This is a genomic window from Kribbella albertanoniae (assembly GCF_004348455.1).
GTDB lineage: Bacteria > Actinomycetota > Actinomycetes > Propionibacteriales > Kribbellaceae > Kribbella > Kribbella albertanoniae.
This window is the reverse complement of the sequence record NZ_SMKA01000088.1, coordinates 16,940-28,606: the sequence shown is the minus strand read 5'-3', so window position 1 is coordinate 28,606 and position 11,667 is coordinate 16,940. Positions and strand designations below refer to the sequence as shown.

The following is an 11,667-nucleotide window of genomic DNA, read 5'->3' as shown; positions in this document are numbered from 1 at the left end:
GGGTGGGACGGGGCCACTTTTAGTTTATGTTTAAATAGTTGAATGACTGACGTGAAGATCCTGGCGATCTCGGGGAGCCTGCGGGCCGGCTCATTGAATACGGCGTTGCTGCGGGCGGCGCAGAAGCATGCGCCGGCGGGTGTGACGATCGAGCTGTACGACGGCCTCGCGGAGCTCCCGTACTACAACGGGGACCTGGACACCGAGGAGAACCTGCCCGTGCAGGCGCGTGAGCTGCGGGAGCTGATCACTGCCGCGGACGGCGTGCTGATCGCGACTCCGGAGTACAACTACTCGATCCCCGGTGGGCTGAAGAACGCGATCGACTGGGCGTCGCGGCCGTCGGCGACCTCGTCGTTGCTGCACAAGCCGGTGGCGATCATGGGCGCGGCGCCGACGAACTTCGGCACGGTCCGGGCGCAGTTGGCGTTGCGGCAGGTGTTCGTCTGGACGCACTCCGATGTCGTGGTGAAGCCCGAGGTGATGGTGTTCCGGGCGCACGAGCGGTTCGACGAGGCCGGGAACCTGATCGACGAGGGCACCATCACCCTGGTCACCGAGCTCGTCGACGCCCTCGCCGAAAAGATCCGCAACGCCGCCAAGTAAGCTGCGAACTGTCGAATCGGCAGCATTCGGGGAGAGCCGTGCGAGAGATCGTCGTGTTCAGCGGAAGTGCCCACACTGGTTTAGCAGAGCGGATCTGCGCCGATCTCGGCGTTCAGCTCTCACCGGTCGAGATCCATCGTTTCAGCAACGACTGCCTGCAGGCACAACTGCAGGCGAACTGCCGGCAGCGTGATGTCTACATCGTGCAGCCGCTGGTGCCGCCGACGCAGGAGCACCTGATGGAGCTGCTGCTGATGATCGATGCGGCCCGGGGTGCTTCGGCGCAGCAGATCACCGCGGTGATGCCGCACTACGCGTACGCGCGGTCGGACAAGAAGGACGCGTCCCGGATCTCGATCGGCGGCCGGCTGGTCGCCGACCTGCTGGCCGCGGCCGGGGTCGACCGGGTGCTGACGATGGCGCTGCACGCTCCGCAGGTGCACGGCTTCTTCTCGGTGCCGGTCGACCACCTGACCGCGATCGGCGTGCTGGCGGACCACTTCCGCAGCCGGGACCTGAGCAACACGGTCGTGGTCAGCCCTGACCTCGGCGCGGCGAAGATCGCGACCCAGTTCGCCCGGCTGCTCGGGTTGCCGGTCGCGGCGGGCAGCAAGCAGCGGCTGTCCGACGACCGGGTCGTGATCGACGCGATCGTCGGTGACGTGACCGGGAAGCGGGCGATCGTGCTCGACGACGAGATCGCTACCGGCGGGTCGATCATCGAGCTGCTCGACCGGCTGAAGGACTTCGGCTGCACCGAGGCGGCCGTCGCCTGCACACACGGCCTGTTCGCCGGGAAGGCCGTCGAGCGGCTTCGGTCGCACCCGTCGATCACCGAGGTGATCAGCACCGACACGGTTCCGCGTCCCGACGGCTTCCCGGAGCTGCAGGTCAGCTCGGTGGCCGGTCTGTTCGCCGAGGCGATCAAGCGGATCCACGGCGGTGAGTCCGTCAGCAGCCTGTTCGACGGCGTCGACCCGACCCACGCACCGCCGCAGCCCAAGCTCCCGTTCTAGCCGAGTTCCAGGGTGGTGGTCGCGAAGATGCCGTCCTGGTCAACATCCGGTACGCCGCCCGTGTACATCCGCGCGCATTCGAAGACCGGCGCAAGCCCGAGCCGCTCGGCCAGCTTCATCGCGGGCAGATTGACATCCGGTACGTCGATCACGACCGATTCCCCGGGCTCGACCAGGCCGGTGATCAGCGCGGCGGCGATCTCGTCCGATGCCGCGTGGACCGGCCCGATCCGCGCTCCGCTCCGAGCCGGCCGCAGTACGGCGAACCCGACGACCTGCCCGTCCCGTATCGCAGCGAGCGAACGATGGCCTGGCAGGCTGACCCACAACGCCAGGAAGGCGTCCCGGGCCGCCGGGAAGAACCGCCGGTCGTAGGTGGTCAACTGGTCGAACGGGACCGACCGCCCGTCGACCAACTCGACATCCTGGGCAGGCGCTGAGCCAGTGGGGACGCCCTCGTGGCGGATGTGGTTGTGGGCATGGCGGAAGCCGGACTTGTGATAGTTCGGCTGCTGCTCGACCACTCCGTCGAGCGCGACGTTGCGGCCGGCCAGGTGTTCCATCACCCGGTTCCAGACGCGGATCCCGTAGCCCTTGCCACGCTCGGACGGCCGGACGATGTACAGGCCGAGGAAGCCGTAGTCGCTCCCGTACCGCACACCGGAGACGGACGCGATCGGCTCACCGTCCAGCTGCCCGACGAAGAAGCCGGTCGGGTCGGCGGCGGCGAAGGCGAGCGGATCCGAGTTGCCCGGGTTCCACTGCTCGTCTGCCGCCCAATCGCTGAACCTCCGCACGTCCGCCGTACCGGCCGTCGCGATCTCGAAAGTCATGGTCACCCTTCGCAACACGCTCGATGCAGCCACTCGGGCTCGTGCCACCAGTACTCGGAGTTGTGCGCGTGCGCCTGGGCCCGGCTGAGTGGTGCTGGGCCGGCACCCGCCGACGCCTTCCCTGCATACGGTGCCAGCAGCTGATCGATCGTGTGCAGTTTGCCCGCGATCATGACCCGATCGACCGCAGCCGCTGCCCGAATGTCGGCCAGCGGATCGCCGGTGACGAACGAGAGGTCGGCCTGGGCGCCGGGTTTGACCACGCCGAGCTTGTCCTCGAGATTGAGCCAGCGCGCCGGATTCCGGGTCGCGGTCGTGAGGGCCTCGTACGGCGTGAAGCCGCCGGCCACCATCGATCGCAGATTGGCGTGCAGTGAGATCGCGATGTTGTCCAGCGGGGTGTCGGTCCCGGAGATCACCAGTCCGCCGCCGCGATGGATCCGCAGCACCATGTCGACGTTCCCGCGCAGGAGTTCGCGCGTCGTCACGCCGGCCGGGCCGGACGCCGTGTCCACCTCAGCGCGCAGATTGGTGTACTCCCACGCCGGGAACAGCGTCGTCGTACGCCGATCCGTCAGCAGCGACGGATCGTCCACATGCGCCATGGTCGAGTTGAACAGCGTCGGCGTGACGGACAACCCGGCCCTGGTGAACAGCGTGACGACATCGGCGTACGCACGGCCGAGTCGACTGACCGTGTGCGAATAACCCAACCGGTTGGTTGCCCCGGTGTGCTCCATCCCGTCCATGCCGAGATGCTCGGCCGGGTAGAGATAGTGCGAAGACAGCTGCAGACCAAGCCGATGTATGGCGGCGATCGCGCGCCGCTGATAGTCGATCGGCAACCGGACATACGTCTTCACCAAGTCGTACGCGAGCCCCTCGACCCGATCCATCTCAAGACCCAGCTGCCGCACCGACAACGTCGGCCGCATGAAGTTGTAGAAGACCCGCGACCCGTCGATCGCCTCACCGGTCGCGAAGTACCGCGGACCGATCAGCGCGCCATGCGAGAGTGCCTCCCGCGTCTCCTGCATCTGGTACGCCGGATCGCCGGGCGAGCGCGTAGTCGTGATCCCGTAGGCCAGCCACAGGTTCCCCTGCCGCGCGCCCCAGGCACGGCCGCGCAGATGCCAGTGGTTGTGCGCGTCGATCAGCCCGGGCATCACGGTCAGCTTGGACGCGTCGATATGCGCCCGCCCCTGATGCGGCCATACGGCGGCGATCCGCGAACCGTCGAGCACGATGTCCACGTCCTTCCGCAGAGCGGTCTCGCGACCGTCCCAGAGTGAGCCGGCGTGGATCGTGATGTGCTGCTTGATCGTTGCCCGCCGCCACTGCAGGTCGACGGCGACCGTGCGCGGGCGCGATCCGTGTAGGTCGACGCGACGGAGGCGGCCGTTGTTGAGGTAGAGCAGCGTGTTGCTGTCCTGCCAGACGGGTGAGTCGGTGACCTCCGCGGTGATCGCCCGCGGTTCGGCGGTGAAGCGGCCGCGCTGGTCGACAGGAGCGACGTACAGGAGGCTCTCGACGACGAAAGCGAGCCAGCGGCCGTCGGGGGAGAAGACCGGGCCGTCGTCGCCGCGGGTGGCGAGCGAGCGGAAGGGCATCGGTTCGACGTACTCGAGGGCGGTGGTGGCGACGTCGACGTACAGGAGTTGGCTGGTGCCTTCACGGAAGCGCTTGGAGAACGGCTTCACCGCGGCGAGGACTACGGTCTTGCCGTCCGCGGACCAGCTGACACGGCCGGGCTGGAACAGGGTCGGCGTCAGCTGCCGGACCGCGCCGGAGCTGATATCGAGGATCCAGGCGATCCCGTCCTGGTCCTGGTACGCGACCTGCTTGCCGTCCGGCGAGAAGCGCGGCGCGGTCTGCGCGCCCGGCAGTGCGGAGAGCTTGCGATCGGCGCCTGTCTTGAGGTCGTGCAGCCAGAGGTCGGCGGTGCCGTCGCGATCGCTTGCGTACAGCAACGACTTCCCGTCCGGCGAGAAATCTGGATCGCTGTTGAAGTAGCCGTCGGCAACGATCTTGCGCGGCGTCCCACGGCCATTCGTTGCCGCCAGCCACAAAGCGTTCAAGGCCCGGAACGCGATCCACTGGCCGTCCGGCGACGCCGCCGGGCTGGCGATCCCCAGGACCGGGCGGGAACCGGTGGACTCCAGGTCGGGCGACTTCGGCCGCGGCCGGCGCGACGTGATCGGCACGGTGGCAGCGAACGGTACGACGGTGTGCGCGCCGCCGAGGCGATGCCGGACCACGTGGCCGTCGGCGGTGTACACGAGCTCGTCCGCCGAAGCCCACGACGGCGGTACCGCGAACACGTCCTTGCCGCTGGTCACCTTCTGGTCGCCGACCACGAGGTCGCACGCCGGCCCGGCGAGCCGGACGTAGGCGAGCTGGCCGGTAGGGGAGTAGGCGGGACCGTAGACACTGCTACCGGTCTGCGCCGCGACGACGGTACGGCGTTCGCCCGTGGCGAGGTGGACTTCCGCGATCGAGGACGCGTCGACGGTGAACGCGATCTTCGTGCCGTCGGGGGAGACGATCGGCTCGGCCTCTTCGGACGGATCGTCGGTGAGTGCGGTGATCGCGCCGCTCGCCAGGTCGAGCCGGTGGATGCCGTAGCTGCCGGTGCTGCCGCGGTCGGAGGAGAAGACGATCGATCCGCCGTCGGGGGTGAAGTACGGTTCGCGGTGATCGTGGCGGCCGGTCGTGAGCTGGCGGAGGTTGTTGCCGTCGGCATCGATCGACCAGAGGTGGAAGTTGCCGTCGCGGTAGGACTGGAACACGATCCGCCGGCTGTCCGGCGACCACCGGGGCCTGGTCGCGTCCTGCAGGTCGTCGGTGAGTCGCCGGGAGACGCCACCGGCCGCCGGGGTGACCCAGATCGCGGTGACCAGGTCGAATACCAGCCAGCGGCCGTCCGGTGAGACGGCCGCCATCAAGTTGGTGCCTTCGCTCAGTACCGCCTGGCCGGGCGCCGTCGTACTGGCTGCTGCGGTGGGTGCTACCTGCACAGCGCCGGCGGCGGCGACGCCACCGCTGAGTTGGAGTGCCCGGCGCCGCGAGATGCTCCAGGTGCCGGGGTCGGTGGGGTCCTCGTGAACCACGGTCGTTCCAATCCCTCGGGGGCGATCCGGCCGATCGGCCGGAGGGGACTCCTCCGACCCTGCCAGGCCCAAAGGTCAGCAACGACCCTGATCGGCGCGTCGCAGAGCCGCCGCCCCGGAATCCCGGAACGGCGGCCCTTTCAGGCAGTCGGTCAGTGTTCGATGCCGCCCCGCGACGACTTCGGGAGCAGGAAGCCGACCGTGAAGGCGAGGATCAGGCCGGCGATGGTCGCCAGCAGCGCGGTCTGGGTGCCGTCGAGGGCGGCCACGGCCCGCGTCGCGGCGTCGGCGGCCGAAACCTTGCCCATGAAGATCGTGCCGATCACGGCGATCCCCAGCGCGATCCCGACCTGCTCGAACGAGCCGAGCATCCCGGTCGCCGATCCGACCTCGTCGTCGCGGACCCCGCTCAGGATGATGTCGAACAGCGGCACGAAGACCATGCCCATCCCGATCCCGCCGAACAGAGTCGGTACGGCGATGTCCCAGCTGCCGACGCTCAGACCGGTCAGCGCGAGGACGGCGTACGTGCCGAGCAGGCCTACTGCCATCAGAGCAAGCCCGATGTGGAGCAGCCGGCGGCCGTACTTCTGCATGGTCATCCCGGAGACTGCCGAGCCGATCAGCGCACCGAGGGCCCAGGGAGCCATCGCGAGGCTGGCGCGGATCGGGCTGTAGCCGAGGCCGACCTGGAGGAACATGCCGAGCACGAAGGTGCCGGCCATGGCGCCGAAGAAGACGACTGCGAAGAAGACACCGGACAGGTACGGGCGGCTCTTCAGCAGGCGGGGCTCGATCAGCGAGGTGGCGCCGTTGCGGCTGCGGCGGGACTGGTGGAGGCCGAAGCCGGCCAGGACGGGCAGCGAGGCGGCCAGCATGAGCTTCGACCAGAGCGGCCAGCCGAGCTCGTGACCCTGAACCAGCGGGTAGACGAGGGCGACGAGACCGGCGCTCGCGATCAGCAGGCCGGGGAGGTCGAGCGAGATCTTGCGGGCGGACGGCTTCGTGTCAGGCAGGTGCTTGGCGGCGATGGCGAAGGTGAACAGGCCGATCGGGATGTTGATCAGGAAGATCGCGCGCCAGCCGGTGCCGAACAGGTTCGCGTCGAGGACCGTTCCGCCGATGATCGGGCCGAGGACCGCGGCCAGCCCCATGATCGGGCCGAAGAAGCCGAACGCCTTGGTCCGCTCGTCGGGCTCGAACAAGTCTCGGACCAGTCCGAAGCCTTGCGGGAGCATGACCGCGGCGAATGCGCCCTGGGCGACCCGGGAGGCGATCAGCATCTCCGGCGACACCGCGAGACCGCACAGGAGCGACGTCACCGTGAAGCCGGCGACTCCGATCAGCAGCGCCCGCTTGCGGCCGACCAGGTCGCCGAGACGGCCGCCGACGAGGAGCAGGACGGCCAGCGCCATCGTGTAGCCGGCGGCCATCCACTGCAGGCTGGCGTAGGAGCCGCCGAGGTCGCCCCGGATGGCCGGTGCCGCGACGTTCATCACGGTCGAGTCGAGCAGGTCCATGACGGCCGCGGTCATGACGGCGGAGAAGGCGAGCCAGCGCTTGCGGAGCCGCCGGGGCGCCTCGGCAACGGTGGTGGCGGGCTGGGGGAGTACTGCCACTGCGGTCATCTTCTGCTCCTCAAACGGAACGAACTATTCTGTTCCAAACACTAGCGGAACGGAGCATTCCGTTCAAGTGCTAATCTGGGTGACATGACGAAAGCTCTGAGTGGCCGCCAGGCGCAGGCGGCCCGGAACGACGAAGTGATCCTGGCGGCGGCCCGAGCGGTCTTCATCGCCGATCCCGGTGCGCCGATCGCCGCCGTGGCCGAGCAGGCCGGCGTCGGGATCAGTGCGCTGTACCGGCGGTATGCGAGCAAGGAGGAGTTGCTGCGCAAGCTGTGCACCGACGGGCTCGCGCGCTACATCGCCGAGTCGGAGAAGGCGCTGGCCGACGACCGGGATCCCTGGACCGCCTTCGAGGCGTTCCTGCATGCGCTCGTCGATGCCGACACCAACTCGCTCACCCAGCGGCTGGCGGGCACGTTCACGCCCACTCCCGAGTTGTTCGAGGCCGCCGTACGGGCCGGTGAGCTGAATCAGGCCGTCTATGAGCGCACGAAGGAGCACCTGCGGCCGGGCATCGTGGTGGAGGACTTCGCGATGATTCTCGAGCAGATCACCTCGATCAAACTCGGTGACGAGGCGCGGACCAACCAGTTGCGCCATCGGTATCTGACGCTGGTGCTGGAGGCGATGCGTCGTTCCGGTGAGCAACCGGGCGGCGGGCCGGAGCTCCCCGGTCCGCCGCCCAGTTCGGGCGAGCTGACCGACCGCTGGCGGGTTTAGCCTGGTCGCCGTCTATCGTCTGCGGCATGGTTGCGGTCTCTTCGCGGGTGCAGGCGTTTGCTGCGGGTGGTTTCTGTGTCGTGGTGGCGTTGGCCTCCGCGCTGGCGGTGGATTCACGACTGGATCGGCACTGGATCCTGCGCGGGCTGACGCTGGGGCTGGCCCTGTGCTGCGCGGCGTTGCTGGCTACCGCCCAGCAGCGGCGGTTGCGGCGCATCATTGTCGCGGTGGGACTGGCGATGTTCGGGGTGGTGTTTCCGGTGACAACTACGACCTGGGCGAGTCCGCCGGAGATCGACTTCGCCCTGCAGGTCGCGACGGACGCTCAGAATGCTGCCGAGAAGGCTGCGGCGTCGGCGGCCTCTCCTGACGACGTCAAGGCGGCTGCGGCAGCTCGTGGTGGTGCGGTGGGCAGTCCGGAGATCCCGCCGCGGGGTGCCGACCGCTTTCCGCTCATCGTGCGGGCCGATCCGTCCCGCGGGCGGCCGTGGGCCTGCCTGAGCTTTGTCGGGCTGGAGGCGAAGGTTCGGCCCTGCTGATTGCCGCCATGGGGCTGGGCAATCGATTTCTCATCGCCTAGGGTCGCTCTATGACTCTTGGGAACCTGTCCGGAATCAGCGCGCTCGTGGATGTCGAGACGCGCTCCATCAGTGCGGAGAACCCGACCGGTGAGCCGGGTCAGGGCGGTCGGCGGACCGAGGGGACCGGTGCCCACGCGGCCCGCGACCTCGGTCAGGGCTGGAAGGTGTCTCCGTCGATCGAGATCGGCCCGGGGGAGACCGCCACGCTGGCCGACATCACCGGGTCCGGCGCGATCACCCACATCTGGCTGACCACTCACGTGGACCACTGGCGTCGGCTGGTGCTGCGGGCGCACTGGGACGGCGACGAGGCTCCGGCGATCGAGACACCGGTCGGGGACTTCTTCTGCTCCGGTTGGGGCAAGTTCGCTCAGGTGAACTCGCTCCCAGTCGCTGTGAACCCGAACGGCGGCTTCAACTGCTACTGGGAGATGCCGTTCCAGTCCCAGGCCACTCTGACGCTGGAGAACACGCACGACGAGGCGGTGGTCGTCTATTTCCAGGTGGACTACTGGCTGGGCGCCGTACCGGACAAGTCGGCGTACCTGCATGCGCAGTGGCGGCGGAGCAACCCGTTGGCGGCTGCGACGGTGCACACGCTGCTGGACGGTGTGGAGGGCCCGGGGCACTACGTGGGCACCTACCTCGCGTGGGGCGTCAACAGCAGTGGCTGGTGGGGGGAGGGCGAGGTGAAGTTCTATCTGGATGGGGACGAGGAGTTTCCGACGATCTGCGGTACCGGTACGGAGGACTACTTCGGTGGCGCGTGGAACTTCGACGTACCGCATCTGGGTGGGTACACCGAGTTCAGTACGCCGTACCTCGGGATGCCGCAGGTGATCCGGCCGGACGGGCAGTACGCGAGTCAGCAGCGGTTCGGCATGTACCGGTTCCACCTGCCGGATCCGATCCGCTTTCGCTCCACGCTGCGTGCCGACGTACAGGCGCTTGGCTGGCGGTCGGGTGGGCGCTATCTGCCGCTGCAGGACGACATTGCGTCGACTGCGTTCTTCTACTCGGCCGAGACCAGTACGGCGCGTCCTGCCGCACCTGAGCACGATGTGATGGAGATCTGTTGAGTTACGGGATCGGTAGGGGCTTCTCGAGCGCCTGACCGGCGAGGACGACCAGGGCGGCGGTCCAGCCCAGGGGAGCCTCGCCGGCGGGCTGGTGGTCGCGGTTGACCTTCTCCGGCAGGCTTCCGCTCGGTGTGCGGTAGTGATCGAGCCAGCTCAGGATCTCCGCAGCCGTGGCGCGGTCGCCGCGAGCCGCCGCGCTGAGCGCGAACATCGCGGTCTGCGGCGTCCACGAGACACCGTCCGCCCGCCACTCCTCGCCGGGGTCCTGGCCGCCGTTCGGTTGGGTCAGGGCCGCGCGGGCGTTGGTGATGGCCTGGCTGACCAGCTCTCGCTCCGGAGCGAACGGTGGGCCCAGGACGGTGACGATCGCGTCGGCGCCACCACCTAGCCGGGCCGGCGGCAGTCCGGGTTCCAAAAAGCTCTCCGCGTACGGCGGGGTGCGCGGAAAGTCCGGTGCGAAGCGGCGCTCGGTTGCCGTGGACAACGTGTTGAGCGCGGCCTGCCAGCGGTCCGCCTCGGCGGTGTGGCCGAGTTCGGTGGCGATCCGGATCGCAGCACGCAGTCCGGTCAGCAGAGGTGCGACCGTGCCCAGTGTGACCTCGGACTCGGGCCGCTCCCAGTAGTCGGGTGACGGACCGGGCAGGCCGTTCGCCCTGAGCTCACGGGTGATCTGGTCGGCGGACTCCCGGACCATCTCCCAATGCCGGTCGCCGCTGCCGCAGAACCACGTGGCCCAGGGTACCCAGCCGGAGCCGTCGAGCTGTGCCTCGCGGCCGTCGGCGACTGGTCGGCCGGACTCGAGGTACCGGGCCTCCCAGCGCCCCTCGGTCGGTTTGATCCGGTCCAGGAAGTCGAGCACGCGCGCGGCTTCGGCGTACTGGCCGACCGCGCAGCGGGCCGCTGCAACGAACGACGCGTCTCGTGGCCAGACGTAGCGCCAGGGGCCGTCCCAACCGGCCAGCGTGGCACCACTGGGCAGCGTGAGGGCGTCCAGATCGGCGAGGGCCTGTGCACGGAGGTCCCGGTGTGGTCCGCCGGAGCGATGCGGTACTCCGTCGGCCACCAGGCCGGGCTGTGGGTAGTGGTCGAGGTTCAGCGCGCCGCCACCGGCCAGGACAGCCAGCAGAACGGCGATCGCCGCGGTGGGGAACCACCGGACCCGCCGCGCGCTGTTGTCCCGCATCGAACCCCCTATTGGGCGAGGTGCTGCACTTCGGCTTCGAACTTCCGCCGGGGTGCCAGCTCGACCAGGAACATCGCTGACAGGACCAGTGCACCACCGATCAGCATCCGCCAGGTCACACTCTCGGTGCCGAACAGCACTGCGAACGACGAGGCGAACACCGGCTCCATCGTCATCGCGATCGCAGCCCGGGTGGGCGTCAGATGGGCCTGCGCCCAGGTCTGCACGATCAGTGCGAGCGCACCGGCGATCAGAGCCATGTAGATCACGCTGATCCAGTCCGTGGTGTTGCTGGGGACCGAGAACCCGCCAGGGATGGCGCCCACCGCGCAGACGCAGGTGATCACGACCATCTGGAGCGCAGACAGCCCGAAGGCGTTCTCCGGGGTGGACCAGGCGCCCAGACCGATGATGTGCAAGGCATACAGGCCGGCGGACGCCAGCGTGAGCAGCTCACCGGGACCCATGCTGAAGCCGCGCAGCGCCAGTACACCGAGGCCGACTGTGGCCAGAGCCACAGCCGCCCAGGCCCAGCGGCCGAGCTTGTGGCGCAGGATGACCGCAGCGAGCAGTGGGGTGAAGACGACGTACATGCCAGTGACGAAGCCGGAAACGCTCGCGTCGGTGTGCCGCAGTCCTTCGGTCTGCACCAGCTGGGCGATGCCGTAGGTGATGCCCAGGGCAACGGCCCGGCCACGGTCCAACCGGCTCAGCCGGCCGATCGCCGACGGGTAGATCAGCACCAGCGCGACGGCCGCGATCAGGAAGCGCAACGCCAGGTAATCGGCGACGTCCATCCTGGTGAGCAGGTCCTTGGTGAGGAAGAACGTCGATCCCCACGCCGCCGCCACGGCGAGCAGCGCCAGTACGGCAAGGCGCGAGCGATTCACGCGGACAGCTAATCACCCCGG

General features: G+C 68.7%; 10 protein-coding genes. 5 read left to right on the top strand and 5 right to left on the bottom strand.

Going from position 1 to position 11,667, the window contains the following annotated elements; all coding sequences use genetic code 11:
• The first annotated feature begins 42 nt into the window (after positions 1-42).
• Both E1261_RS20000 and E1261_RS19995 read left to right on the top strand, forming a co-directional pair.
• Positions 43-606, top strand: a complete 564-nt coding sequence (locus E1261_RS20000; protein WP_132408584.1) for an NADPH-dependent FMN reductase — start codon at positions 43-45, stop codon at positions 604-606.
• Positions 607-644: 38 nt separating this feature from the next.
• Positions 645-1,622: a ribose-phosphate diphosphokinase gene (locus E1261_RS19995; protein WP_132408582.1), complete on the top strand. Its 978-nt coding sequence runs from the start codon at positions 645-647 to the stop codon at positions 1,620-1,622.
• Here E1261_RS19995 and E1261_RS19990 read toward each other — a convergent pair.
• From E1261_RS19990 to E1261_RS19980, 3 genes are all read right to left on the bottom strand, one after another.
• Entirely contained in the window at positions 1,619-2,455 is an 837-nt protein-coding gene (locus E1261_RS19990) for a GNAT family N-acetyltransferase (protein WP_132408580.1), read from the bottom strand. The genes E1261_RS19995 and E1261_RS19990 overlap by 4 nt on opposite strands.
• Before the next feature lie 2 nt (positions 2,456-2,457).
• Positions 2,458-5,565, bottom strand: coding sequence for a DPP IV N-terminal domain-containing protein (locus E1261_RS19985; protein ID WP_132408578.1), 3,108 nt, complete (start codon positions 5,563-5,565; stop codon positions 2,458-2,460).
• Between the two features lie 152 nt (positions 5,566-5,717).
• A complete protein-coding gene (locus E1261_RS19980) occupies positions 5,718-7,193 on the bottom strand; it encodes an MFS transporter (RefSeq protein WP_132408576.1) in 1,476 nt (491 codons plus the stop codon).
• Between the two features lie 84 nt (positions 7,194-7,277).
• Between E1261_RS19980 and E1261_RS19975 the strand changes: the two genes are divergently transcribed.
• From E1261_RS19975 to E1261_RS19965, 3 genes are read left to right on the top strand one after another with little or no spacing between them, the layout of a single operon-like run.
• Positions 7,278-7,913: a TetR/AcrR family transcriptional regulator gene (locus tag E1261_RS19975; RefSeq protein ID WP_132408574.1), complete on the top strand. Its 636-nt coding sequence runs from the start codon at positions 7,278-7,280 to the stop codon at positions 7,911-7,913.
• Positions 7,914-7,939: 26 nt separating this feature from the next.
• Complete coding sequence (locus tag E1261_RS19970; RefSeq protein ID WP_132408572.1) at positions 7,940-8,452, top strand: hypothetical protein; 513 nt, start codon at positions 7,940-7,942, stop codon at positions 8,450-8,452.
• Between the two features lie 50 nt (positions 8,453-8,502).
• Entirely contained in the window at positions 8,503-9,573 is a 1,071-nt protein-coding gene (locus E1261_RS19965) for a glycoside hydrolase family 172 protein (protein ID WP_132408570.1), read from the top strand.
• A 1-nt stretch (position 9,574) separates the two neighbouring features.
• On the opposite strand, the gene E1261_RS19960 is transcribed toward E1261_RS19965, so the two are convergent.
• Together E1261_RS19960 and E1261_RS19955 are read right to left on the bottom strand one after the other, a co-directional pair.
• Positions 9,575-10,756 (bottom strand): glycoside hydrolase family 15 protein, encoded by a 1,182-nt coding sequence (locus E1261_RS19960; RefSeq protein WP_132408568.1) that lies wholly within the window; start codon positions 10,754-10,756, stop codon positions 9,575-9,577.
• 8 nt (positions 10,757-10,764) lie between these two features.
• Complete coding sequence (locus E1261_RS19955) at positions 10,765-11,646, bottom strand: DMT family transporter (protein ID WP_132408566.1); 882 nt, start codon at positions 11,644-11,646, stop codon at positions 10,765-10,767.
• Positions 11,647-11,667 lie beyond the last annotated feature (21 nt).

Coding starts and splice junctions, on each gene's coding strand:
- E1261_RS19965 (WP_132408570.1), top strand. CDS start 8,503: ATGACTCTTGGGAACCTGTCCGGAATCAGCGCGCTCGTGGATGTCGAG.
- E1261_RS19990 (WP_132408580.1), bottom strand. CDS start 2,455: ATGACTTTCGAGATCGCGACGGCCGGTACGGCGGACGTGCGGAGGTTC.
- E1261_RS20000 (WP_132408584.1), top strand. CDS start 43: ATGACTGACGTGAAGATCCTGGCGATCTCGGGGAGCCTGCGGGCCGGC.
- E1261_RS19970 (WP_132408572.1), top strand. CDS start 7,940: ATGGTTGCGGTCTCTTCGCGGGTGCAGGCGTTTGCTGCGGGTGGTTTC.
- E1261_RS19975 (WP_132408574.1), top strand. CDS start 7,278: ATGACGAAAGCTCTGAGTGGCCGCCAGGCGCAGGCGGCCCGGAACGAC.
- E1261_RS19960 (WP_132408568.1), bottom strand. CDS start 10,756: ATGCGGGACAACAGCGCGCGGCGGGTCCGGTGGTTCCCCACCGCGGCG.
- E1261_RS19980 (WP_132408576.1), bottom strand. CDS start 7,193: ATGACCGCAGTGGCAGTACTCCCCCAGCCCGCCACCACCGTTGCCGAG.